General features: G+C 50.0%; 18 protein-coding genes and 2 pseudogenes. 2 read left to right on the top strand and 18 right to left on the bottom strand.

The window, feature by feature from the left end; all coding sequences use genetic code 11:
• Window positions 1–110: 110 nt before the first annotated feature.
• A pseudogene (locus HI950_RS12225) lies at window positions 111–1,248 on the bottom strand (FAD-binding oxidoreductase).
• Window positions 1,249–1,469: 221 nt separating this feature from the next.
• On the bottom strand, window positions 1,470–2,045 hold the full coding sequence (locus HI950_RS12220; protein ID WP_169082472.1) for a TetR/AcrR family transcriptional regulator: 576 nt from the start codon (window positions 2,043–2,045) through the stop codon (window positions 1,470–1,472).
• 165 nt (window positions 2,046–2,210) lie between these two features.
• On the opposite strand from HI950_RS12220, the gene HI950_RS12215 reads away from it, so the two are divergent.
• Window positions 2,211–3,440 carry an MFS transporter gene (locus HI950_RS12215; protein WP_187768079.1) on the top strand — a complete coding sequence of 410 codons (1,230 nt, stop codon included), beginning with the start codon at window positions 2,211–2,213 and terminating at the stop codon, window positions 3,438–3,440.
• Between the two features lie 441 nt (window positions 3,441–3,881).
• Here HI950_RS12215 and HI950_RS12210 read toward each other — a convergent pair whose 3' ends face one another.
• The 4 genes and pseudogenes from HI950_RS12210 to HI950_RS36395 form a co-directional block, all read right to left on the bottom strand.
• Window positions 3,882–4,541 carry an SGNH/GDSL hydrolase family protein gene (locus HI950_RS12210; protein WP_169082473.1) on the bottom strand — a complete coding sequence of 220 codons (660 nt, stop codon included), beginning with the start codon at window positions 4,539–4,541 and terminating at the stop codon, window positions 3,882–3,884.
• Between the two features lie 54 nt (window positions 4,542–4,595).
• Entirely contained in the window at window positions 4,596–5,624 is a 1,029-nt protein-coding gene (locus HI950_RS12205) for a glycoside hydrolase family 88/105 protein (RefSeq protein ID WP_169082474.1), read from the bottom strand.
• A 102-nt stretch (window positions 5,625–5,726) separates the two neighbouring features.
• A complete protein-coding gene (locus HI950_RS12200) occupies window positions 5,727–6,092 on the bottom strand; it encodes a Beta-galactosidase C-terminal domain (RefSeq protein WP_262985701.1) in 366 nt (121 codons plus the stop codon).
• Window positions 6,093–6,174: 82 nt separating this feature from the next.
• Window positions 6,175–6,225: pseudogene (locus tag HI950_RS36395) on the bottom strand (hypothetical protein); the annotation flags it as partial.
• 129 nt (window positions 6,226–6,354) lie between these two features.
• Here HI950_RS36395 and HI950_RS12195 point away from each other — a divergent pair.
• Window positions 6,355–7,206 carry an AraC family transcriptional regulator gene (locus HI950_RS12195; protein WP_169082475.1) on the top strand — a complete coding sequence of 284 codons (852 nt, stop codon included), beginning with the start codon at window positions 6,355–6,357 and terminating at the stop codon, window positions 7,204–7,206.
• A gap of 201 nt (window positions 7,207–7,407) precedes the next feature.
• On the opposite strand, the gene HI950_RS12190 is transcribed toward HI950_RS12195, so the two are convergent.
• From HI950_RS12190 to HI950_RS12135, 12 genes are all read right to left on the bottom strand, one after another.
• On the bottom strand, window positions 7,408–8,220 hold the full coding sequence (locus HI950_RS12190; protein WP_169082476.1) for a carbohydrate ABC transporter permease: 813 nt from the start codon (window positions 8,218–8,220) through the stop codon (window positions 7,408–7,410).
• A 12-nt stretch (window positions 8,221–8,232) separates the two neighbouring features.
• Window positions 8,233–9,120, bottom strand: coding sequence for a carbohydrate ABC transporter permease (locus HI950_RS12185; RefSeq protein ID WP_317618342.1), 888 nt, complete (start codon window positions 9,118–9,120; stop codon window positions 8,233–8,235).
• An 89-nt stretch (window positions 9,121–9,209) separates the two neighbouring features.
• The gene (locus HI950_RS12180; RefSeq protein WP_169082477.1) at window positions 9,210–10,526 is read right to left on the bottom strand and encodes an ABC transporter substrate-binding protein; all 1,317 of its coding nucleotides are present in this window, start codon (window positions 10,524–10,526) and stop codon (window positions 9,210–9,212) included.
• A gap of 87 nt (window positions 10,527–10,613) precedes the next feature.
• Complete coding sequence (locus tag HI950_RS12175) at window positions 10,614–11,936, bottom strand: ABC transporter substrate-binding protein (protein WP_169082478.1); 1,323 nt, start codon at window positions 11,934–11,936, stop codon at window positions 10,614–10,616.
• A 4-nt stretch (window positions 11,937–11,940) separates the two neighbouring features.
• Window positions 11,941–13,512, bottom strand: a complete 1,572-nt coding sequence (locus HI950_RS12170; RefSeq protein WP_169082479.1) for a response regulator — start codon at window positions 13,510–13,512, stop codon at window positions 11,941–11,943.
• Between the two features lie 18 nt (window positions 13,513–13,530).
• Window positions 13,531–15,333, bottom strand: coding sequence for a cache domain-containing sensor histidine kinase (locus HI950_RS12165; RefSeq protein ID WP_169082480.1), 1,803 nt, complete (start codon window positions 15,331–15,333; stop codon window positions 13,531–13,533).
• A 20-nt stretch (window positions 15,334–15,353) separates the two neighbouring features.
• Complete coding sequence (locus HI950_RS12160) at window positions 15,354–16,385, bottom strand: LacI family DNA-binding transcriptional regulator (RefSeq protein WP_169082481.1); 1,032 nt, start codon at window positions 16,383–16,385, stop codon at window positions 15,354–15,356.
• Window positions 16,386–16,526: 141 nt separating this feature from the next.
• Window positions 16,527–18,686: a DUF4185 domain-containing protein gene (locus HI950_RS12155; RefSeq protein WP_169082482.1), complete on the bottom strand. Its 2,160-nt coding sequence runs from the start codon at window positions 18,684–18,686 to the stop codon at window positions 16,527–16,529.
• A gap of 47 nt (window positions 18,687–18,733) precedes the next feature.
• The gene (locus tag HI950_RS12150) at window positions 18,734–18,904 is read right to left on the bottom strand and encodes a hypothetical protein (protein ID WP_169082483.1); all 171 of its coding nucleotides are present in this window, start codon (window positions 18,902–18,904) and stop codon (window positions 18,734–18,736) included.
• A gap of 17 nt (window positions 18,905–18,921) precedes the next feature.
• Window positions 18,922–19,914, bottom strand: coding sequence for a zinc-dependent alcohol dehydrogenase family protein (locus tag HI950_RS12145; protein WP_187768077.1), 993 nt, complete (start codon window positions 19,912–19,914; stop codon window positions 18,922–18,924).
• A gap of 18 nt (window positions 19,915–19,932) precedes the next feature.
• On the bottom strand, window positions 19,933–21,882 hold the full coding sequence (locus HI950_RS12140; RefSeq protein ID WP_169082485.1) for a glycoside hydrolase family 183 protein: 1,950 nt from the start codon (window positions 21,880–21,882) through the stop codon (window positions 19,933–19,935).
• Between the two features lie 90 nt (window positions 21,883–21,972).
• Window positions 21,973–24,204 (bottom strand): DUF6259 domain-containing protein, encoded by a 2,232-nt coding sequence (locus HI950_RS12135; RefSeq protein ID WP_169082486.1) that lies wholly within the window; start codon window positions 24,202–24,204, stop codon window positions 21,973–21,975.
• Between the last annotated feature and the right edge of the window lie 12 nt (window positions 24,205–24,216).

Below are 24,216 nucleotides of genomic sequence, written 5' to 3'. Positions count from 1 at the left end.
CGTCCCCAAAGGTTACAAACCTATGACTCCGATTTCTGCTCAGGACATAAAAAAAACCGTTGATTATCAAGGGTTTTGGCAGTTTGTATTTGGGCTAACCAGTAGAATAGTTAATTAACTTTTCCTCTGCCAGCCGGAGGAATACTTTGGGGATTTTGAAACACATTACCGGGATCATATTTAGCTTTTACTCTCCGTAATCGAGGAAAGTTTGCTCCATAGTAAACCGGCCCGGAATTTTTAATCCCTTGGTCTGGAACGTTTATATAGGACCCCACGATAAAGGGCTGTATTTTCCGGCGTGTATTCCGAACGATGGCAATATTTTTAGCGGCTTCGGATTGCTTGATCCATGAGCTGTTCCACTCAACATAAAATTTTGCTTTACGCCAGAAGAATGCAGTAGATTTAGGTGCTTTACGGCTTACAGCTCCGCCCCAGTTGAGGAAAAAGAATCCCGCGAAATCCCCCTCTACGTTCTCTAAAAATTCACGCATGGACTTAATTGCCTTATCCGGGAAAGGTTTCCTAGCGAAACCGGAAGAGAACTGGTTGCTGTACCTTTGAGTAAGCACCGGATCGGGAGGTAATAAAAATTTCACTGCTTCCGTGTATGGTAAAGATCGGATTATTTTGTTTGTAGGAGTTCCGACGCTCGTAACGGGCTTTAATAGGCGGATAGCCTCCGTTTTTGATCCGAGGAACAGCCCTTCCATTGACACATTGCCACCCTTTTTCGGACCGATTGATAATTCGCTGCCTAATTTGGGATTGACGGAAGGAGCCCATTTTTGCCATGCTTTGAATACCTTTTCGAATTGATTCTATAGCCAGGTGATGCGATATACGGTTGCCTCGGCTGGAGCACGATGCACTTTAAATTTGTATCGCGTATATACTCCAAAGTTACCACCGCCACCCCCGCGGGAAGCCCATAGGAGATCAGCGTTACAATTTTTGTTTGCACGAATAACTCTTCCCTTCGCGTCAACCATTTCAAGTCCGAGAAGATTATCGCTGATGAGGCCAATCGACCGTTGGAGCGGACCGATTCCTCCACCTAGTGTGATTCCGCCGATCCCAACAGAAGGGCTGTCACCAAAGGGAGCTATAAATCCTTGCCGTGCGAGCAAAAACAAACACTTTGGGGAATTTGTTCGTATGGGGATCCCAATTCTTACGTGCCGCTTCATAACCTCGATCTCCTCTAAAGATAACTCGCCCGGTAAGCTCTGTTTTTGATTTCACTCATCCATCTCCCTTTGAGAAATGATTCCACTGTCATCCAAAAAATCGCGCCTTATATCGTATGAATGACAACAGTGTAGGGAATGGGCCAATCTGTTGAAATTAGTCACATTAAACAAAAAAAACAAATGTAAACCAATAAATTTACAAGAAGCAATAAAAAATAACCACGCAACAAAGACGTGGCCATTGATTCTACTATAGAACGTATAACAACAATATTATAAGCGGATTCCAGCAAAGACCAGGGTTACCATCTGCCTTACATAATTATCGTCAAGCATATCCCCCGTAACTAATAAACGGTAGAAAATCGGCCCGTAAATGAGATCTGTGCATAATGCGATATCGAGATTCTTCTTCAGCTCTCCGCGCCGAATCCCCTGATCCATAATGCCATGAACCTCCAGACGACGAGGCTGTATATATCGGATCCGATAGGCTTCCGCCAAAGCAGAATCATCTTGCCCTTCACCTATGATCTCAAGAAAAATGGAGCCCTCACGGCTAGTCATAAACCGGGCCATATTCGTGGCATGTTCCAGAATATCCTGGAATACCGAACCTGTATCCGGCACAGGCAGTCTTGCAGACGCAGCGGATAGAAATCCGTCCATCACCACTGCAGCCTTGTTAGGCCACCATTTATAGATCGTAGCTTTGCTGACCTTGGCACGATCAGCGATTTTATCGACCGTAACCGCTCCAAAGCCAATTTCCAACAATAAATCATAGGAAGCTGTAAGGATCGAGTTTTGCGTTTCAATATTGCGCGGACGCCCTCTTTTCCCCTGCATTTGAATCCCCCTTTGTTATCTATTCCGTGTCCATCAATAAAAAATCTATACGTTCAGTATACAAAAAATAAAATACTAAACAAAGCCTATTTACAATACGATACGTTCAGTATATTATTTAAAATATAATTACAAAACTAAACGTTCAGTATTTAAAGGAGAATTATGATGCGAAAAGAACAAGCTATTCAAGAAAGCCGTATATCAAGTTGGATGATGTTTCTATTGGCAGGCGCGTGCGGGCTTATTGCCGCCAATCTTTATTACGCTCAAACTCTGGTAGGACCTATCCGCGATGCAATTGGCCTTACTTCTACAGCAGCAGGATTAATTGTTACAGTGACTCAAATCGGTTATGTTGTCGGGCTGCTGTTCATCGTACCGCTAAGCGACGTCATTGAAAATCGGCGTCTCACGGTTTTCATGCTTATAGTTGCAATTGTCGCACTGCTAACTGCCGCATTCGCGCCTAATGCGCCGTTGTTTTTGATCGCATCTCTATTTATTGGAATTGGATCCGTAGTAGCTCAAATTCTGGTGCCCTTCGCCGCCTATTTAGCTTCTGAAGTTCAGCGCGGCCGCGTGATCGGTAATGTGATGAGCGGCCTCTTACTGGGAATTATGTTTGCTCGGCCATTGGCAAGCTTTATAACCAGTCTATGGGGCTGGAGAGCCATATTTGTTTTATCTGCAATCGTTATCTCTCTATTGACTGCTCTGCTATCGTATGTTCTTCCGGAGCGTAAGCCGTCTCCTTTGGTAAGCTACGGAAAACTAATTCTCTCTTTAGGCGCTATATTACGACAAACGCCTGCATTACGACGTCGCGCACTATATCAAGCTTGTTTATTTGGAGCCTTTAGCCTATTTTGGACTGTCGTTCCTTTACATTTGGCTGATAATTTTGGAATGTCCCAGAGAGGCATTGCATGGTTTGCGCTAGTGGGTGTGGGTGGCGCAATTGCTGCACCGATTGCCGGAAGATTAGCGGACAAAGGCTGGGACAAATTGTTAACGTTTCTAGCATTGATTGCAGCCGCCTTTTCTTTTTTACTCATCCATCTGTTCCAAAGCTATTCAACCCTTGCTCTAATTCTTCTCTTTGTATCCGCATTTAAACTCGACATGGCCGTTTCAGGTAATCTTGTAATTAGTCAACGTGCGATTTATTCGTTGGGAAGTGAGGCGAGAGGACGCCTAAACGGACTATTCATGTCTATTTTCTTTGTAGGCGGAGCCATCGGCTCATCCTTGGGCGGTTGGTCTTATACCCATGGGGGCTGGAAGCTCACATCTCTCATTGGAATCCTCTTGCCGCTCTTAGCATTGGTTTATTTTTTCACCGAGAAAAGAACAAACAAGGCAGTTACTGATTCGAAAACGCGAGGACGTTAAGTTCGTTCCACCGCTTCGTTTCATTCGTGCGAGATAAGCTCGCTTATCCGTCTAGAGATGTCCCAATCTTTGATTGAATAGCTACAAAGCTAACTCGACGAGGATTTTTACCGGTAGATTCAGACGCCTTTCCTAACCATTTGTTCCGTCTGCACGTACTGAAATCCGAGGTCCGTCGTCCTCTTATGGGGCTCCGCCAAGCAATAAAAAAACCACTTCGGATGAAGTGGTTTGAATTTATTGTTTTGGTGGACCCTAGGGGAGATCGAGCCACTGGCCTCATCGCCGCCAGCGAAGGAACGGCCATCCGTAATCCTTATAAAAACGCTGACGCCTTGTCCTGTCTGGGTTTTCACAGCTTGCTTTAGGATCTAATCGGACGGCGTTAGACTGTTCTTCTTGATAATAGCGACGTCGGCAGTCCCAGGTTGATAGAGCGTATTACAAACCACGGTTGTAGTCGTATTCGATTGCTTGCAGAAATGCTCGTGCGAGTACCGCATGCCCCGCCATGTTCGGATGAACGCGGTCCCAGGCGAGTGTTCCCGGATAAATATGAGCTAGAACCTGATTAAATGCTGCCTGAGTATCGACAAACCGAGCATCATACTTGATCGCCACCTTCTTTACGGCCTCGCCGTACTGATCCATCGTCCTACGCATCGGATCTGCCGCATTCGGCTCGATATAGAACGGTGTCATTAATACAAGCCCTTGCAGCTGCGGCCTCGCACGCTTTACAAGCGCCTCCAGCGTTTCTTCATATTCGTCGATATAGACATGTTGCTCGGTCTGGGCTGGCAGATCATATTGGCGCCAGACATCATTAATGCCGATCATGATCGACAGCCAGTCCGGCTTCAAATCCAGCACGTCCGTCTGCCAGCGCTCCTTCAGATCACGAACCGTATTGCCGCTTGTTCCCATGTTCACAACCCGTATCCCGCGCTCCGGGTACGCTGCCGTCAGCAGCGCATCCACAAGCGAAACATAGCCTTTGCCGATAGCCCCAAAGAGCCCTTCCCCGTAAGGTCTAGCCCGATCAGAATCCGTAATGGAATCGCCGATCATGACCAATTTCGATTTTGCTTCCAACAACATGGTTTTGCCTCCTTTAACTGTGTAACACCGTTTTAGTTCAATCTGTTTCCGAAATCAGGATTTCTCATTCTCGATGACCGCAGCTAAAAATGTGAGCGCCAGCCCCTGCCCCCAGCCCTGGGCCCATTTCCTGTCGATACAGAGGTAACCGGCGATGTCGTTCATGACGGCAGTGCCTCCCGATACGTTCAGTACGCGGCCATTGTCAGCGATGTTCTCTAGAACCCCATCAAGCGCCTTCTGCACGTGCTTCGCGTGCAGCGGATTGCCTTGCATGACCATTGCCGCCGCGATGCCCGCCGTAGCCGATACTTCGCCATAGGCTTCCGGATAATCGAGAACGGTGCCCCAAAGACCGTCTTCCTTCTGCAGCTTCTTGATAGCGGCCAGCTGATCGCGTAATGAGCTCCATATATGCATCATCGGAGGATACAGATAGCCTTCCGGCAGTACCTTTGCCGCTCGGGACATCGTATAAGCTGCCCAAGCGTTGGCGCGCGCCCAGTAAATACCGGACATATGATCCTTCTTGATATGGTTGTAGCCGTGGTACCACAGCCCGTCGTTTTCGTCCTGCAAATAGTTGATATGCCAGAAAAATTGATGCAAGGCATCGTGGACGAGATGTTTTTTGTCAAACATGATGCCTGCGCGCAGCATGAAATATGCCGCCATGAACAGCGTGTCCGCCCAACACTGTTCCGGGAAATCGTTTTTTGCCGACACCGTATGCTGAAGCACCCGGTCGCCGAAACGCAGTGCTTTATTCTCCAGGTAATCGATCTTGCTGAAAATAAGCTCGGCATACCTCTCGTCCTTCGTATGCTCGTATAACGTGAGCAGCATATGCCCCATAGCGCACGTATTAACCGTCCAGCCTGGCAGTCCCGCTTCGATGTATTCGTCCACCCAAGCAATCATCCGATCGAGGTATGCTTGCTCGCCTGTTACCTCGAACGCACGGCTGACGCCGTAGTAGGCGACTCCGCCCGGCCAATCCCATGTGAGGTCCATGTCGAACGTATACTCCGCCACACGTCCGATGACTTGCTTCAAATCGCTTGCTTTTGTGTTAATTTTCATCTTGTTCATCCCCTCATCTACATGTCCAAATCCCCCGCCGGAAGCAGGGATTTGGATGTTTGCTTCTAAGAACTAAATGAGCTTCCACATGGAAACGGCACTCTACGAATGAAGCTTTACAATCCATACATCGCGGCCCGCAAGCTCCGATTTGCTGCCATTCATCGTACGGCCGGTCAACAGGTCAACGCCAGACCAATCGCCCATTTCGACCGTAACGGCATCCGCGTTGTGATTAAGCACGAACAAGTACTCTTGGCCGTCCTTGGAACGAAGCGTCGTTTCCACGGCTTCCGGCGCGGAGTGAACGAGAGGTTTGATCCCGCGGGAGAAACACAGCTGCGACAACCAATCTTGAAGGAACGACGCCTCGTTTTCGTCGACGATGCCGCTGAAGAAGGTCGTGATGAGCGCGCCACCAGCATCTACGTATTTCTCCAGCTTGTCCGCTAAGTCCTGCTTCACCATATGCATAACGGGCGCAATAACGAGGTTCGTAACTGGTAAGATCGGCTTCCACGCTGACGACGTCCGCCGCGATTCCCGAACGGTATAACGCATCGTAGAACTTATGCGCTTCGTCCACATAACGAAGTCCCATTGATCGGGATTGTAATCGCCGCCGTCATATGATAAAACTGCATGTGATAACCTTATATTATGGCTTATAATGGCTATATCCAATATAAAATAAAAGAGCTTGCATATAAGAATATGGAGGTTTTATAAGATGCACCGAGTAGTTCCCACCTCCCCGGCGGAGTTGCTGCCCCTTCAGCTGGAGACGATTGGAATCAATCCCGACCAAGAGACGATGACAAGGCCAAACGGTTATCCCTATTTCCATTGGCTTCAGACGCTGGAAGGAGAAGGTGAACTGTCGATGAGCGGCCGCACCTGGAAAATGACGGAACGATCAGGCGTTCTTCTCGCGCCGGGGACGCCTCACCGATATGAGGCCAGAGGCGACCGGTGGCGGACGGGCTATATCACCTTTCAAGGAAGCGCGGCCGTAAGTTTCGTGCAATCGCTCGGTTGGAGCATCGCCGAACGCTTTCAATGGGAATCAGGCAATGATCAGATAACCGACCAGCTGGAAAGCTTGCTGGCGTCAGCCGAATCGGGCAGCGATCCGTCGGGATGGCGCTACTCCGCGGATTTGTACCGGTTTCTGACGCTGCTCCGGACCGATGCCCGCACGGACAACCGACCGTCCATGTCGAAACGGCTAGAGCGGATTCAAGGCCTGCTGATCTGGCTCGAAAACGAATTCGCCAACCCGGGAATCGGATTGGCGGAGATGGCTTCGCAGCTCGGCATCGGCAAACGGCAGCTGAACGAAAGATTTCGTGAGCTGTTCGGCCAGACGGCATACGCTTATTTGATCCAACTGCGGCTCCGCAAGGCGAAGGAATGGCTTCCTTCCCGGCCGGATTGGACCGTGCGCCGCATCGGAGAAGCGGTCGGGTTCCGTGACGCGAGTCACTTCGTAGCTACGTTTCGCCAGAAGGAAGGCATAACGCCGGACACGTACCGGAATCTGTACGGTGCGGGGTCTTCTTCGGAACGCCAACCGGATTAACCGCTGCCCTTTCTTAATTACGTAGCATTTTCATGCGTTGGACAGCCCGTGAAGATCGCCCCAAACAAAGTGGATTTGACAGCTATCCTCCTTCGGATCATGTAATTATTCTCTATCTTTTACCAGAAAAATAGCTGACAAAAAAGCCATGCGACTGGAACGTCATCGCTCCAGTCGCATGGCTTTCCTGCTTGCAGGTTACTATTTTATTCCGCTCATCTTAATGCCTTCTACCAAATACTTTTGCGCGACGAAGAACAGGATGAAGGTTGGTATGGCCACAACGACGGCAGCCGCAAGCACGACGTTCCATGGCGTAAAATAACCTCCGCCCACCAAATGCGCGAGCCGCTGCTGAACGACCCACAGGCTCTCGTCCTGTGTAATAATTAACGGCCACATATATGCATTCCAATTCGTCAGGAAGAATCCTATCGTTAGCGGCACAATGATCGGAACAGACAGCGGAAGCGCCAGCCGGAAGAAGGTACCCGACAAGCTGAGTCCCTCCATATAACCCGCTTCTTCCAGCTCCTTGGGGAAATCCATATAAAACTGACGGAACAAGAAAATACCGTAAGCGTTAAAGATAGATGGGATAATAAGGCCGGCATACGAGTTGGCTAGCCCTAAATTTTTCGTAATCAGATAGAGCGGGATCATAATGACGGCAAACGGTACCATGAGCGTGCTTAACATCCAAGCGAACATGATCGCTTTCCCCGGAAAACGAAACCGCGCAAGCGCGTAGCCCGACATCGCATGAAAAATCATTGCAATGACGGTAACGGTACCGGATACGATTAGGGAATTGACGATCGAACGGGGCAGCCCCGAGCCAATCCAAGCTTCTGCGAAGTTGCTGAACTCAAACCCGGTCGGCAATAAATTAAAATCGAATACGTTTGTTTCGGAACGCAATGAGCTGATAACGAGCAAATAAATCGGAAAAATCATAACGAGACCTAATAAAACCGCGACAGACGGCAATAGGATTCGATTGTTTATTCTCAAGTTCTTCACCGCCTATTTCCTCAAAGAGAGGAGCTTTAACTGAATAATGGACAAGCAGAAGATAATCAGGAACAGGACAAAGGCCAGTGCGGAAGCATACCCCATGTTAAGGAGCTCAAAGCCCTGCTTAAAAATATAGAGAACGCTCACTTCCGTTGCATTAGCCGGACCGCCCTTCGTCATGACGACGATCTGATCGAATGCCTGAAAGGAGCCGATCATGGTCACGATAAGGATGAAGGTGCTCGTTTCCGTAAGGAGCGGAAACGTAATAAAGCGAAAGGCCTTCCAGCCCGTAGCGCCGTCGATTTGCGCCGCCTCATAATAATCTCGCGGAATTTCCTTCATGGCGGATAAAAAGATGATCATGTTATAGCCGACGTTGATCCATAATATAACCCCGACAATGCTAAGCATCGCCTGCGAGGTGGAGCCGAGAAACTGCTGCGGCCCTATGCCTAAGAACCCTAACAGATGATTAATGACGCCGTTTCGTGGATCGAGCATGTACATGCCGATAATGGCGGATATGATGGAGGTAATGGCAAACGGCATTAGAAACATCGTTCTCACCGGACCTACGATTCTCCCCTTCAATGCGTTCAGAAGAACGGCTGAGATCAGCGAGAGCATATAGAGAGACGGGACATAAATCACGCTGAACAACAACGTCTTGAGCACGGAGTTCCACCATAAATCATCCTGCAGCAGCGCCTTATAGTTAGCAAAGCCGGAGAACACCTTCGGGCTTAACGCATTCCAGTCGTGTAAGCTGACATAAAAGGCGTATACGATCGGGATAAATACAAAAGTAAGTAAACCCAATGTATTTGGGAGCAAAAAAGCGTACGCCGTGACCCACTCATTCCTCGTCCTGTCACTTATTCGTTTTGGAGTCACTGAACATCCTCCTTCAATCGGAGTGGTGCAGGTGGAGAACCGCAAATCCGGTTCTCCGCCCCCCGCTTCCTTTTCGTTTGGTTAATCAATTATTTATTCGCTGCTTGAATCGCTTCGTTAATTTTGCCGTCTACTTGCTGTGCCGCGCCCGCACCATCATATTTATCGAACATCACGTACTGCATGGCATCACCGACAACATCCAGCACTTCAGAAGGATAACGCGGCTCCGGAATGGCGGAATCGTAAATTTGCTCCGTGAATACTTTGCGCATTCCTTTGCTGTATACTTCTTTCCCCTTCTCGACTACGGATTTACGCGGCGAGTATGCGAATTTAATTTCCGTGCACCATTTAAGCGCGCGTTCCGGATCTCCGGCGAACGCCCACATAATGAATTTAGCCGCTTCATCTACATGCTTGCTTTTGCCGTTGACTGCGAACTTCCAGCCGCCCGCATCCGTTGCTGCCTTGCCGCCTTCCGGGATTGGCAGCGGGGCTACATTAATTGGCACGTCGCCGAACACTTCCTCTGCGCGGTTGATTGCCCAGGTTCCGACGATTTGCATCGCTGCCGTTTTCTTGCCGAGGTGATCGATCTCCCAAGGCCCTTGCTGCAGCTTTGTCGGGGCAATACCCTCTTTGAAGAATCGGCCCCAGAAGTCAAGCGCTTTTGCCGTTTCCGGCGTGTTGAATTTAGATGCCGTTCCGTCCTCGTTCAAAACATTGCCGCCTTGCTGCCATAGGAACGGATACCAGATGAAGTTGAAATAAGGACCTTTATCAGGCGGTAAAATTAAACCTGCCACCTTGTCTGTCGTCAGCTTCTTCGATGCGGCGTACAATTCATCCCATGTTTTCGGAACTTCGACACCCGCGTCCTTCAGCATCTGTTCGTTATAGTAAAGACCGAGAAGCTCAAGCTCGTACGGCAGAGCCAATACTTTGCCGTCGACCGTTACCGCATCCAGCGATGCAGGCAGGAAATCCTCCTTGGCGCCTTCAGGGAAGTACAGTGACAAATCAGCCATCAAACCGGATTTGGAAAATTTCATAAAATCGCCGGGACTGATCATGTAAATGTCCGGGCCTTCGCCGGAAGCAAATCCGGTCGGAAGCTTCGTTGTTGTGTAATCCGTTTGGTTAAAGGTGGAATACTCAATGACGACGTTATCTTGAACCTTGTTGTACTCATCGACCAAGCCTTTGAAGAACTCCTCTTCTTTCTCTGAATGGAAGTCCCAAAATTTCAGCTTGACCTTTTTGCCGACGTCCGCTGTTTGTCCTGAATCGGCAGTGTTATTCCCGCCTGGCTCCCCTCCATTGTTCGAATTCCCGCATGCAACCTGCAGCATGAGCAGCAGCGTCAAAACGGCAAAACCAAGACTTTTCCATCTTTTCCCCATTTGTTTGTAACCCCTTTCAATGAATATAGCCCAAGTGTAATCCACTTGGGCTAGGGCATATAACGGGAAATATTTACGCAGGGTGGACTATTTTCTGACGTCCTCCAGGTACTTCTTGATTCGTGCGTCGGCTTGTTCTTGGATTTGCTGAGCGCTCTCGTCCCCAAACAGCAATTGCTGCAACGAATCGGAAAATATCCGGTTTATTTCTTCCGGAAGCTGCGGCTCCTCCCGCTCTGTACCGAATATTTGATCGGTAAATACCGCTCTTAATCCTTGACGGTAGTCCTCCAGTCCCTCTTGCATGACTGATTTGCGCGGAGAATAAGCAAATTTGGTTTCATTGACCCACTTAAGAGGAATTGCGGGATCTCCGGCTAACGCCCACATAATAAATTTTGCGGCTTCCTCCGCATGTTCACTTTGTTTGCTCGCGGCAAGCTTCCATCCGCCCGCAATCGTCACCGGGTTGCCGCCTTTAGGAACAGGCAGCGGCACAACACCGATCGGCTCATCGGCAAATTCGGTCTCGAGCGTACGGATATTCCACGTACCGCTTACTTGCATCGCCGTCTCACCGCTTGCGATAATGCCGATATCCGTTACCGGCCGAGACGGTCTCATATTTAACAAGCCTTGATTAACCATATCCTTGAAGAACGAGTACATTTCCTTCGAAGCTTGTCCAGGCAAAGCCGACCCCTTTCCGTCTTCCGTCAACAGGTCGCTGCCGGTCTGCCATAGAAACGGCAGCCAGGAAAAGTTTAAATAGACCCCTTCAAAGGTTTCAACGGTCAATCCGCTCACACGGCTCGAGGTGAGTGCCTGCGCCGCTTCCTTCATCTCTTCCCACGTCGAAGGAGGCTGAATGCCTTTCTTTCGAAACATTTCCTTATTGTAAAAAAGTCCGAGCATCTCTGTTTCAATAGGCACCGCATAAATATCACTGCCAAGCGTCACCGATTCCAGCGCCGATGGATAGAAGTCATTTTTCATTTCAGCTGTGAAGGAATCCGTCAGCGGATATAAGATATCCGCCTTCACGAACCGCTCAATCGTAGCTGGAGACACAAAAAAAATGTCCGGCCCCTGTCCCGAAGCGAATGAGGAGAGCAAGCGCGTTCTCGAGAAATAATCATCGCTGGTTACGAATTCAACTTTGATCTTAATATTTTCATGCTCAGCTTCGTATTCTTTGGCAAGCCATTGCCAGAAATCATATTCGCGGGATTGATGAAACGACCATAAACGAAGCTCGATTTTGTTCTTGTTCGGATCTACAGGCGACGATTCGTTGAGCAGCTTGCCGATTGTCGGTCCTTCGGACTCGACATAGTTGCCGCAGGAGGCCAGCAGAAAAACAACCAGAGCACAAAGAAAAAGAGGCGTGGATTTCATACGAGTCCCCATTCGATCAATCCTCCTTGCGATAAAAAAACTGACGGTATTCCGCTGGCGTCACACCCACTGCACGCTTGAACAGCCGGGAAAAATATTTGACGTCTTGATAGCCGACCATCTGGGCGATTTCATATAGCCGCAGTTGAGCGTTCATCATCAACGTTTTGGCTTTGTCGACGCGGAGACGGGTTAAATGTTCAATAAATGTCTCCCCCGTTTCCTGTTTGAAAAAAGTACTGAGATAATTGCTGCTCATCTGCGCATGAACAGCTACATCGTCAAGCGATATGTCCTTCGCATAATTTTTGCGGATGAAATCAACCACCTTCTCGACCGTTCGGTTTTGCTTCTGATGAATGTTCCATTCCATCGACTCGATGACCCGGCTAATCAGCTCCGATAGAAAGCCAACGAATTCCTCCGCCGTAAAATCACGATGAAATAAATCCTGCGGTTGATTGATCTGTTTGAGGATCAATTCATTCAGCTTATGTTCATAGACGACGCGGAAGACGGACGACAACAGCTGTAAGCAGAAACGGCGGAATTGCCGAAAGGGAATGCTGTCTTCCTTTATCCGTCCCACAAAAACAGCCACACCATCCAGCGCTTTCTCACGCTCACCTGACCTAACCGATCTAACGATAGCTTCGTCAATCTCGGTAGGATATCCAAGGTCTCGGCGGTTCAACAAGGTCACATCCTCGTATGCGCTGACGATACCGTCGCCGTATATCCATTTGTTCTGCAGCGCTTCCTTTGCCTGCCGAAAGCCGGTCGGCAGCTCAGAGAAATCGTCCAGCATTGCGCTGACGCCAATCGAAATCGAAATTTTTACCCATTTGCGCACTTCTTCCATCAAGCGCTTGGATTGTTCCAGCGTGCATAGGCCATCGGTGATCAAATAATAAAGCTGCGGTCCGTTCGCGAATAAGAAGGTTGAGCTTTCGGCCCCAAGCTCCGGCAGCATCTCATGAACGACATTGCGGACCGCAAACAGAACAAGCTGTCTGTCTCCCCATTGATCGTCCATAATCAGATCGTCGTAACGGTCGATCTCAAGAGCCACGAGCTGATAGCTTGACACTTGTTTCGGTAATTGCTGGCGCAGTTTTTCCATATACTCCTGCGCTTCCCCAGCTTCTGATGACAGCCACTCTTTCCACCATTTCGAGTAATTAACCGGACTTGGCAATATAGTGGCCACTGGCCCTTGCACTTGCTTGTGCGCCTTCACCCGCAGTAATACACTTTTTATTTCTGCCGGTTTGACCGGCTTGAGCAAATAATCGAATGCGCCGAATTTCACAGCGGTTTGCGCGTATTCAAAATAGCCGTAACCCGATAAAATAACGACATGCACCGGATATTCCTTCAATGCGCTGAGCAAATCAAGCCCGTTCATAAGCGGCATACGGATATCGGTAATGACCAAATCGGGCATTTCTTTCCTTACGAGCTCAATCGCCTCAATACCGTTGCTGGCAGAACCAGCTACAGTCCAATCGGGCTCCAGCTGCGGTATGAGTGACTGCAATCCCCTTCGCACCCTGGGCTCGTCATCGACTACAATTACTTTATACATGGTTTCCTCCTGTGACCGTCATTCTTGTCCGCTGTTTTCGTGCTCGATTGGATCACGAGGAAGAATAATCGTGACAACGGTGCCTTTTCCCCATTCCGACCGCATGGTAACGCCGTACATGGAGCCATACTCCAGCTTCAGGCGGTCGTCCAAATTATAAATGCCAATGCCGTGCGTTCGGCGAAGCATAATGTTTTGGAGCTCGTCCTCTTTTATTCCGCTCCCGTTATCCACCAGTTGAGCCCGGATGCCGCCTGTCTTAAGGTCCGGCAAAACAGTGACGGTTATCAAGCCGCCCGATTCGATATTTTCCATCCCGTGTAAAATAGAGTTTTCCAAATACGGCTGCAAAAACAGCCTCGGGACCTTCTGCCGAAGCAGCGCCTGATCGACTTGGAAAATAATATCGAACCGGTCCTCAAATCTCATCTTTTGCAAATAAGCGTAATTTTTTGCCCATTTCATTTCTTCTTCGAGTGCAATGCATGGCTCACCCGGGCGGATCGCATAACGCATAATGTCGCTGAGCGCCGCGATCATCGAGCTAATATCATGCTGCTGCCGTTCAATCGCCATCCAATTGATCGTATCAAGCGAGTTATAAACGAAATGCGGATTAATTTGTGCCTGAAGCGCACGCACCTCCGCCTCCTTTTCTTTCTCGGAAACGACCCGAACCTCATGGATCAACTCATTAATCCTTCTTCTCATACTGTTAAAAGCCGCATTCAGAAGACCGATCTCATCCTCGGAGGCGACAGGCAGCTGAAAGTCGACATTTTCCTTATGGATTTGTTTCATGGCAACCGCCATCTGCCTAATCGGTTTCGTAATGAACCTGGACACCCATAACGCAAGCAATATAAACGATGCGCCAAAGGCCAAGATGGTCACAATTAAAAATCGCCGAAGCTCCTTGGATTGCTCAGCTAAATCGGTATTAGGAATGAGCGATACATAATACCAGTCATTGTAAGCTGATTGAATGTAGCTCATCTGATATAGATGCCCGTTCATTTTAACCGTTGTGAACGACTGCTTTCCCGTGAGCAGCTCTTCATAAAAAGGGATTTCCTTCAGCGTCTCTTGATACGCTTCGGAATTCCGATGCCAGATGACATGCCCTTCGCCGTCGGCTATGAGCAGAGTTCCGCCAGGGCTTACCCGCACCTGATCCACCAAACGGTCCAATGCCGTAATTTTTACGTTGATATAGATGGAACCGAGCGTCTGCATGACATCGGCTACGTTCTTCACCTGCATCCCAACCGAGAAATAATGGGAAGGCTCAAAGGTATACCGATTGACAGGCAGCTCGTAAGTCGGCATCCATACCGCTCTTCCGCCGGCATCATGCACTGCTTGCTGCCACTGAGGGTGCTTGCGGAATTGCTCCTCGTAATATTGCGATCCTTTGAAATCAGCAAAAAACAGCTTTTCGCCGCTAAATAAGTATATAGAGTCGAGGTCATCCTTCCCCCGAAGGAAATTCCTCAAAAAACGGTTAATCGATTCGGCAGACAGCTGAGCCTCTCCACCGTCTGCTTGCCGATTGATATGGCTTAACTGCAAAATGACATTTTCGTTTTCATATATTGATTTCAATTGTGCTTCATATTCATTCAACAGCCGATCGACATTTTGGTTGACCAAATGAAGCAGCTGATTCGTTTCCTTGTCCGTACGATCAGCAACGAATTGATTCGAGCTTTGATAAAATAAATAGCCAAACAAGGTAAGCGGAATAAAAATAGACAAAACGAGAAGCAGCGTTATTTTTTTTTGCAGGTTCATATGTCTAATCAGCTTCTGCTTCAGCATCTTGTGTGATCTCTCCGCTTCTATAAATTCGAGTCGTTAACGAACCGTTTGCTCGATTGCCTGACGACCAGCTTTGGCATAATTTTCACTGCTCTCTCGGAGATGTCCCTTCCGTGCAGCCTATTCATTAAAATGCTTGCGGCCTGCTTACCGATTTCCTCCTGCATAAGGGAAACGGAAGTAAGCTTTGGGTGAACCCGTGATGAGATATCGAGATTATCCATTCCTACAACAGCCATATCTAGCGGGATCGACAACCCCGCCTCCTCGCATGCATGCATCACGCCGATTGCCATCAAGTCGTTAGCGGCCACGATTGCCTGCGGACGATTGTCCAGCAATAGAAGCTGCTTTGCAGACTCATAACCGCCGGCTTCCGTATAATCGGACTCCATGACCAGTTCGTCCGCATACGGCAAGCCGCCCTCAAGCAAAGCTTCACGGTAACCGCTGTATCTCTGATGCCCGGTTTGCTCGCTCAAGCTCCCGCCTATAAAGCCGATCCTCTCTATTCCTTGCTTGATCAGATGCCCTGTTCCCTGCTTCGATCCCTCGAACGTGTCTACGTATACGTAATCAAAGCGGTCTCCCCCTTCGGGCGATTCGTATTGATTGGTTAGGACCACCGGGGAGGACAGCTCGTTTATCGCCTGAATATTTTCCTCGCAAAAATGGAAGGAAACCATGATCATACCGTCCGCTACTCTTTCCTTTACGTTCTGAATCGCTTTCAGCTCTTCCGACAGTCGGTGCTTTGTATAAAACAGGATCAGCAGGTATCCATGCTCCTCCGCTACCTGGTTGATTCCGTTAATCATATCAAAGTAAAAGGGATTGCATATATCCGGGACGGCAAATATGATTTTATTCGTTTTTCGGGTTTTCAGCATTTTAGCGGCATGATCGGGCGCATAATTTAATGCTTTCGCTGCCTCCATAATTTTCGCTTTTGTTCTAACGCCGCAATAGCCTTTCCCTGAAAGCGCTCTCGAAACCGTTGAAGCCGACAACCCGACCTGCTCTGCGATTTGATAAATCGTGTTTTTATTCATATAAGCCTCCCTCCTCCATGCATGCTGTGCCGCTTCTGTTCTGCAATCGATTTCACATTTCACATTAGCATGTTTTTTTTCTGTCATCAATAAAAATCCCCATCCGTTTTTCAATAAACAGCGGATGGGGAGCGAGCTTTCCTAATTCAATATGGCCACATCGGAAATAGACTGCAGATCATTCAGCGAATTCGCGATAAATACCTTTAGTATGTACCCGGAATTGTTGCCGGGCATTTTAAAGCCTCCGATAAATGTCTCCTCTGCGCCCGAGACAAGTGATTTCGTTACACCGGATACATTTTCGACCTCGCCTTTTTTATTATACAAGGCTGCAACGAGCGTAATGGTCTTCGCTGCTCCCGTATTGTTTCTCACATTCGCGCTTGCTGTAACAAAGCCTTTTTTCGGAAGCTTCCTGATCACTTTTCCATCCGCGTCCTTGAAGGATACCCCGCTTACGCTATATTCAGCGCCTGTAACCTTCACTGTTCTTATGACAGGGACGGCTGCATTGCCGTCAGAGTCCGACACTTTATAGGATAAAGGATAGGTTCCGATGATTGATTGATCGACACTTCCTTCTACGACAATTTTGTGTGATAAATCGCCGTCTTTGCTATCGACAGCCGAAGCGCCCTCATCGGTAAACGCGCCGCCCAGCGGCACTTCAACCGCTGCGCCGCCGAGCAGGGTAATCACAGGAGGCGCCGTATCTACAGGCAACAGCGAATAATCGTCAGCCTGAATCCAGGTGTCGCCGTTCGTATGCATGCCCGTAAATATTTTCACCTGCGTATTGCTGCCGGAATTGAAGCGTACCGATAATTTGGAATAATTATCAAATCGTTCGAATTTCGTTTCCTTCAAAATGCCGCCTGCGGAATCCCTTACGCCGAAATAGCCGGCATTATTGTTTTGTGAGGTCTTAACGAAGCCGGTAAGCAGATATTCCGTATTCGCTTCGACGTCTACTACTTGCGCAATCGCGTTCCAGCCGGCCGAATTTCTCAGCCATACGTTGTTGCTTCCCGCTCTCGACAACGTCGCACGATCTATTCCGCCTTTACCTTCTTCAAGTGTCCACGGGGCGGAAATCGTTCCCGAGGCTTGCTTCTCGAAGGAAGGGTCTGCAATAAGATTATGATCCGGTGTACCAACGTCCAGCTTGGCATGCATCAGGAACACATTATACGGACCCCACTCCGACATCAGCATATACAAATCCTGGCCGTCGTTCGTCCAAGGATGGATAAACCCTCCGTACAATCCCGGGTATTCCGCACCTGTTACAATTTCGGTCTCGTCAGACCAGCCTTCCGTCAAACTGGATGAACTCCGCATGACGATAGCATACTGATTCTCATTCAAATAAGTCATGATCCACTTATCGTAATAGGAATTATACACAACGGATAATTCACTGACCGGGGCGTCCACGACCGCTACTGCCGCTGCTTCGTTATTTTTTGACCAGCCCGTGCCGTTCCAATATTCGTATTGCTCCTTCAGAAGCATGTCTTGGTCAGCCGCTCTTGCCAAGTAAGCGCTGTCGAATCTGCCGGCAGGCGTTCCGAACATATAGACATAGCCGTCGTCCTTCACGTAAGCAGCCTGGGCGAATTTGCTCGTGGCACCCCATTTCGCGCCGGACTTCGTCCAATTTTGCCCCTCGTCGTCGGAATAAGCGATTTCGGAGAAGTTCGTATTCCAGCGCCCGTTTGCTCCCCAATTTTTAATCTGCATATAATGGATATAATGCCTTGTACCGACCGTTACTCCCGCAGTGGGGATCGCGGTGAAATCGCCGCTTCCGGACGTATTGTGGGCGGAGCTGATGATCTCTTTGGAGTAGCCGGCTTTATTCTCATTCATAATCATCGAAGAGAAGGTCAGGCCGTCCGAGAGCTCGGCATCCTCCGAAATCGCGAGCAAATTGCTTCTCCAGCCCGCGCCGTTTCCGCCGCCTCCGAAGCCGCCCCAACCGTCGTCATAGGAATCGCCGAATGCGACCATTACTTTTTTGCTGCCATTGTCCGAAGTCGCATCCCACATGATGCCTAGATCAGTTGCCGTCAGGGCGTAGTGCGTATGAGTCTCATTCGGATTCGGAACGGTTTCTCCCTCGCGCGACGCGCCAGTTACTCTGGAAATCTTCATCGCTTTGCTTGCCGTCAGTTCAAAGGCAGCCGTATCCTTCGGCGCAGGAAGACCGTCGGCGAAAGAGGGCATTGCTATCGTAAGCATAAACGTCGTTGCAAGCATGGTGGAACCGATCGCCTTCAAAGTGATTCGTTTCATTTATGATTCCTCCTTGTCTGTCTGAATGACCAATACCCCGTAGCCTTCTAGAGTGATTTCTCCCGAAATCGTCTTTCCCGATATCGCATCCACACCCGGCTGCCAAGCGATATATTGCCTGTTCCGACTCCGCCAAGCAGAAAAGCCGCTTCCTTTGCTTCTCCGGGATAAGTGCGCTGCGTGTTATCGACATGCAGCTGCTCTTTCGTGTACATCATAGAAAGCTCCTTTCCCTTTAAAGCTTGATCTGCACTTTCAACAGCTCGGGATCCTTTGGCTTCGCAAGAAATTCGGCTGTTTCTTCTAATGAAATAACTTTAGACACGAGAGGCTCCAGCTGGATTCTCCCCTCCTTCACCCATTCGAACGCGGGCAGGAACGTATAATTGATAGCCATCGAGCCTAAAATCGTCCAATCCTTATGATAAAGATCGAAAGGATTGATGCGGATCTGCGCATCCTTCGGCGTCACGCCGAACTGCAAATAAGTCGCCGTCTTGCCCAAATAGGAGAAGGCATCCTCAATAACGGCCGGAATGCCGGTCGCGTCAACGACGACGTCGAACTTCACACCGGCAAGACGGGATTTATCCCGCACGTTGACCGTTTCCGTAGCGCCAAGCGACCTTGCGAGCGCAAGCTTGGTCTCCGATACGTCGACGACCGTAAGCCGCGATGCGCCGGACCGGGATAAAGTCTGCACAAGCTGCTGGCCCATCGCTCCCGCTCCAAGCAGCAGCACGGAATCACCGGCTTTTAGCCGAAGCCTATTCATCGCATGCACCACGCAGGCGATCGGCTCGATGAACGCTGCTGTTTCAAAGGACATCGAGTCCGGTATGCGGATAACATTGCGCGCCGGTACGGCCACGAACTCCGCCATGCTACCGTTTACGGTATTGCCAAGAGCTCCCCAATTCTCACATTGGTTGCCCCGGTTCGTGAGGCAATAGACGCAGCGCCCGCAGAACAGGGAAGGATCGGCGGTTACCCGCTCGCCGATCCGAAAGCCCTCCACTCCCTCACCGCATTCATGGATTGTCCCCGAGAACTCATGGCCTGGAATAATCGGATAAGGGGAAAGAAACTCCCCTTCGAAGATATGAAAGTCGGTCCCGCAAATGCCGACCCTCTCCACGCGAATGACAACCTCGTCCCTTCCGGGGGACGGGTAAGGAACCTCCTGTACAGTAGCATGTTGCGGTTTATCAATTACAAGCGCTTTCATGATTGTCACCTCTTAACGTCAATTTTTGGTCAGGCTGAACGTGTCGGCTTGTATCCAGGTGTCGCCGTTGTTCGCCCACATTCCCGCATAGATTTCCACGCTGTGCGCGTTGCCGGAGTTAAACTGTACGGTGTGCTGCGTATAGCCCGGCAAGCTGCCGAACGGCGTCTCATTCAGGACTGCGCCTCCATTTATTAGTCTCGCGCCGAAATAACCGTCGTTATTGTTTGCAGATGTGCGGATCCACGCAGACAGCGTATAATGCGTATTTCTCTCGACGAACACTTCCTGCTTCATCGCGTTCCAGCCGGTTCCGTATCTCGCGAACGCATTGTTGAGGCCCGTATGGGCGAATCCCGCATTCCGGTCAATGCCTCCGTTGCCGTTCAAATACCAGGGAGAACTGACCGTAGACGCAGGCTGCGATTCGAAGCCGGCGTGCCCGACAAGGTTCGCTTCTCTGACCAGGCTTACATCGTCTACCTGAACCCAAGTTTCCCCGTTTGCCCACATGCCCGCGTACAGCTCTACAAAATGATTCGCCCCGGAGTTGAATTGCACCGTTAGCTCGGTATAGTTCGCGTAGGAATCAAACGGAACCTCACCGAGAACAATGCCGTCATTAGGCACACGCGCTCCGAAATACCCGTCGTTGTTATTGCCCGATGTTCTGACCCATCCCTTTAAGGTGTAGTTCGTGAACGGCTGAACGACGACACGCTGCTTAATCGCATTCCAGCCGGTGCCGTTTCGAACGTAGCCATTATCCTCTCCCGTGCGGGCTTGACCTAAGTCTCGATCGATTCCCCCTTCACCGACCACATGCCACGGCGCCATGACAGGTGTCTGCGTCTGCGTTTCGAAGCCGGGATCAGTCACGATATTGTCGCCGAACATGTCGGCCGTCAACGTCGCTTTCATAAGATGCGTATTATAATCCGGGTACCATGTCGACATGATGAAATAAAGCGTGTCGCTGTTGTTAGACAAGGGGTGCATAAAGGCGTTATATTGCCCTAATCCCGTGAAGCCGCCCGGAACCAATGTTTTTTCTCCGCTCCATGGCCCGACAGGAGTCGGCGCATCCCGCATGACGATAGCTTGGCGATGCTCGTTCAGGTAAGTCATAATATAACGTTTGAAATGGGAGTTGTAAGCGACGGACAACTCTCCGGCTACGCCGTTCGCTACCGCATTAGCGGACGATTGGCTCGTTGACCAGCCGTTGCCGTCCCAGTAACGGTAAGCGTTAATATCGAGCAGGCTGTTCTCGGGCACGCGGGCCAGATATACGTCTCCGAAACGTCCGTTCGGCGTCGTGTACATGTAGACGAAGCCGCTGTCCTTGACCATAGCCGCCATTTGGAATTTGTTATCCCAAGCCGTTGTATTATTGTACCATCTGGCCGTCGCATGCTTCGTCCAAGTCGCGCCATTGTTGTCTGAGTAAGCGATGCCGGAATAATTGGTATACCAGACCCCTGCATCCCCCCAATGATTGACGGACATATAGTGGATATAATGGCGATTGCCCACGGTGACTCCCGCGGTCGGAATAACAGTCTGTTCATCGAAATTGATTTTTTTGGAAGGTAAAATTTCTTTGGCATGCCCCGGCGTATCCTGAATCATCGTGTCAAAGGACAAGCCGTCGGACAGATTCGTATCGGATGAAATGGCAAGCGTATTGCTGCGCCAGTCGTTAGGACCAAAGCCGTTCGTATCGCCGAAGAGGACGAAATATTGTCCGTCCCCTTTATCCCAGACGATACCCAGATCCGTCCCGGTAATTTGGTAATTCACATCCGTCTGATTCGGATTAGGCATCGTCTCTCCTTCCGGCTTTACCCCTGTTACGCGAGCGATCATCTCAAGGCCCGTCGGTGTGACCGCCTCTGCCGTTGCAATGAGCAGGGAGCAAAACGCCATTTGGAATACCAATAACGACAATAACAATTTTCTTCTCATTTTCCTTGCACCATCCTACTTCACATGATTTTGGTTCATGTCAGCCTGACCGGATGCTTTCCTTGCAAGACGTTAAGCTTTTGCAGCATATTAATGAATTTCAAGCAGGACGACACTTCTAGCCGGAATATCCAGCTCGAAGGAGCCGTCTTCCTGAGGCGTAGGTACAGTGTTTTCCCTGCTAGCCCCGCCTGTATGCAGAACATACCGGAACGAAGAGCCCGCAAGCCCGTAACGAGTCGGCTCGGCAGCAGCTTTCACCCGGCGGTTTTCGCTGCTTACGTTAGCAAAGAACAAGCCTACGCTTTCCTCTTTGTAACGCCAAGCGGAGTGGACGATCGCATCGACCTCCAACTCGCCGGCATCGTTGTATTCCTTTGTTTCCTTACCGTGATTGTAGTGGAACCAATCCACGCTAATGCGACCGCGCTCAAAGTGAAGCGGAGGCAGCATCATGCCGTAGGCCAAATATTTGTTGGCTGCCCCCGTGCGCAGATCAGCGAACTGAGCCAAGTAATCGGCGCGATCGGCGGAGAAGGCATAGCCTCTCGGCTCGAACGGATAGTAGTGCTCCTCTGGCGCATTTTCACGCCCTTCCAGCGCTTCCATCGGACTGTATTCATAGTTCAGCTCATACAACCCGCCCCATAAATACGTACGCGCAACCGTAAAATAGTAAAGCGAGCCGATTTCCTCGACCAGCTTGCCCCATCCGTCCAAACGCACGGCACCGTATTCGTGGTATACGTAAGCGAACATCGGGATAAGCTCCGCTTCGCCGGTTTTGAGCAAATCGCGCAGCGGGTAACCTTCGAGCGGCGCTGCCGGCTGTCCGCCCGCGCGTGCCTGGTAATAATCGAGCACATCCAAAAACGTCTCGTTCATCATCTCCGTGCCCATTGGCACATAGCGCCCGGCCGCTTCAATCATCGCCGCTTTCGTCCGGATATAATTTTGCCGGTACGCTTCATTGATCGCCCTGCCGGCACCAACCGGATGCCCGTGCGAATCGTCCAAACATATTTTCATAATGTTATTGGCAGATATGTCGTAGTAGATTGAATCTACATCATCATTTCGCTGAAGCGTCGTATCACGGTCTACATGAAAATGCCGCGTATATTCGGCTGCCGGACAAATAAACGGGAAACGGTAGGCATCGATTGATTTCAGCTTCTCTTTCTCCGGAAACTTTTGCGCTGCTTCCTTCCCGCGTTCTCCGTCGGCTCCTTCCATATGGAACAGGTAATCGAACTCGAATGGAGCATATTTATCGCCATAGCTTTTCATCGTCTCGATATTTTCCCGGTTGAAGCGTGTCGGGAACCAGTCGTCAAGCCCGCCAGGGAAGCCCTTGTAGAACGTTTGCGGGGCGTTCGACCAGTCCGGCCCGAGAATGTGGAACATCGGCGTACGGATATGCTCATGGTATTTGCGCAGCCACTCCGTTCGATCGGAGCCGGCGTTAATGCCGAAGGTGGCGGCTCCCATCGTCTCATGCAGCCACTTGCAGCTGTCCGCCTCCTTCCGATCGATACTCTTACCCTTTGAACACCAGCTTTGCTGCTCCGCCCATGCCTTGTAAAGATCGGCAGCCTCGTACCAGTCGCGTCCTTCGAGCGGCTTCACGACGATCGGATATTCGGCGCGAATACCTTTGCCTGCACCCATATCCTCGCAGCCGTGAATAAAGGACGCTTCGAGCAGCCCGCTGCCGTTCTTGTAGAAATTCAGCCATTTGGCATAACCTTCTCCGTCCAGCGCAGCAAAATAGAGACCGCCCTCGTTCAAGCCGTAATAGGTGAAGAACTGCATCGAAGCGCCGGAGAAGCTCTCCGGATAAGGCATAAACCGCAAGCCCCCGCCGTCCTTCTCGAAATGCTTCAAAGGATTGCGTACTTTGAACCCCGTCGCAAAGCTGTGCGCTGCGTAATCATTTTCACCTCCCTCCGTGATGGCGCCAAGACCGCCGATAATCGGGTATTCCATGCTGACGATGCGTTCGTTTGTTTCATTCATCACCTCGCAGCGGAATTCAATCTCATCGTTTCCGCCCGAAATGCGGATTACCGCTTTTACCGTTAGGCCCTCCGATACTCGCCATATCAGGCGCGCCTCTTGCTTCCCGCTTGCCTGCTGCTCCTCAAACGAAAATTGAACGAAAGCGCTCGATATTCCGCCGTCGGTTTCGAGCCGGAACGGCTCTCCCGCGCCCCCGGAAGCGACGTATTCCTTGCTGCTGCGTTTGTCCAAAATACTTTGGATCGTTCCGTCCGTCTCGCTAATGCCGATACGAATACGGTCATTCGCCAGTTCTACCATGTAGAGACGCCT

The sequence above is a fragment of the Paenibacillus sp. PL91 genome (assembly GCF_012935325.2).
Taxonomy (GTDB): domain Bacteria; phylum Bacillota; class Bacilli; order Paenibacillales; family Paenibacillaceae; genus Pristimantibacillus.
This window is presented reverse-complemented; position numbering and strand designations above follow the sequence as displayed.

Excerpts from the sequence above, each read along its gene's own strand:
- HI950_RS12135 (WP_169082486.1), bottom strand. The coding sequence starts at position 24,204 with ATGGTAGAACTGGCGAATGACCGTATTCGTATCGGCATTAGCGAGACG.
- HI950_RS12175 (WP_169082478.1), bottom strand. The coding sequence starts at position 11,936 with ATGGGGACTCGTATGAAATCCACGCCTCTTTTTCTTTGTGCTCTGGTT.
- HI950_RS12205 (WP_169082474.1), bottom strand. The coding sequence starts at position 5,624 with ATGAAAATTAACACAAAAGCAAGCGATTTGAAGCAAGTCATCGGACGT.
- HI950_RS12160 (WP_169082481.1), bottom strand. The coding sequence starts at position 16,385 with ATGAATAAAAACACGATTTATCAAATCGCAGAGCAGGTCGGGTTGTCG.
- HI950_RS12165 (WP_169082480.1), bottom strand. The coding sequence starts at position 15,333 with ATGCTGAAGCAGAAGCTGATTAGACATATGAACCTGCAAAAAAAAATA.
- HI950_RS12200 (WP_262985701.1), bottom strand. The coding sequence starts at position 6,092 with ATGGTGAAGCAGGACTTAGCGGACAAGCTGGAGAAATACGTAGATGCT.
- HI950_RS12180 (WP_169082477.1), bottom strand. The coding sequence starts at position 10,526 with ATGGGGAAAAGATGGAAAAGTCTTGGTTTTGCCGTTTTGACGCTGCTG.
- HI950_RS12210 (WP_169082473.1), bottom strand. The coding sequence starts at position 4,541 with ATGTTGTTGGAAGCAAAATCGAAATTGGTCATGATCGGCGATTCCATT.
- HI950_RS12155 (WP_169082482.1), bottom strand. The coding sequence starts at position 18,686 with ATGAAACGAATCACTTTGAAGGCGATCGGTTCCACCATGCTTGCAACG.
- HI950_RS12170 (WP_169082479.1), bottom strand. The coding sequence starts at position 13,512 with ATGTATAAAGTAATTGTAGTCGATGACGAGCCCAGGGTGCGAAGGGGA.
- HI950_RS12195 (WP_169082475.1), top strand. The coding sequence starts at position 6,355 with ATGCACCGAGTAGTTCCCACCTCCCCGGCGGAGTTGCTGCCCCTTCAG.
- HI950_RS12220 (WP_169082472.1), bottom strand. The coding sequence starts at position 2,045 with ATGCAGGGGAAAAGAGGGCGTCCGCGCAATATTGAAACGCAAAACTCG.
- HI950_RS12150 (WP_169082483.1), bottom strand. The coding sequence starts at position 18,904 with ATGATGTACACGAAAGAGCAGCTGCATGTCGATAACACGCAGCGCACT.
- HI950_RS12140 (WP_169082485.1), bottom strand. The coding sequence starts at position 21,882 with ATGAGAAGAAAATTGTTATTGTCGTTATTGGTATTCCAAATGGCGTTT.
- HI950_RS12215 (WP_187768079.1), top strand. The coding sequence starts at position 2,211 with ATGATGCGAAAAGAACAAGCTATTCAAGAAAGCCGTATATCAAGTTGG.
- HI950_RS12145 (WP_187768077.1), bottom strand. The coding sequence starts at position 19,914 with ATGAAAGCGCTTGTAATTGATAAACCGCAACATGCTACTGTACAGGAG.